Origin of the sequence: Pseudoalteromonas sp. SG45-5, from assembly GCF_014164085.1 — a bacterium.
GTDB classification, from domain to species: Bacteria; Pseudomonadota; Gammaproteobacteria; order Enterobacterales; family Alteromonadaceae; genus Pseudoalteromonas; species Pseudoalteromonas aliena.
Genome location: NZ_JACJEM010000184.1, coordinates 1 through 310 on the forward strand (window position 1 = coordinate 1; position 310 = coordinate 310).

The window sequence follows — 310 nt, forward strand, 5'->3', positions numbered from 1 at the left end:
ACTCGTACAGATTGAGTTCTAACAGCCAAGCTTAGTTCGCTAAGTAAGGCAAACAAATTAGAGTCTCAATTGAAACTGAGTGACCATATGTTATTAAAAGATTCAGCCTTGAGCTGTTTTGATTTTACTTTTTTTAAAAGTGAAAATAATAACGCACAGTCAATTCGTTTTTGGCAACAAAAACAAAAATTCAGAATTCATTGAGCTGTCGAAAGACATAAAACTTTTTAATTGAAGAGTTTGATCATGGCTCAGATTGAACGCTGGCGGCAGGCCTAACACATGCAAGTCGAGCGGTAACAGAGAGTAG

The 310-nt window shown here is 36.5% G+C and carries 1 rRNA gene; it reads left to right on the forward strand.

Annotated elements, in window-relative coordinates:
* Window positions 1-228: 228 nt before the first annotated feature.
* Window positions 229-310: ribosomal RNA gene (locus tag H5119_RS20225) — 16S ribosomal RNA — on the forward strand; the annotation flags it as partial.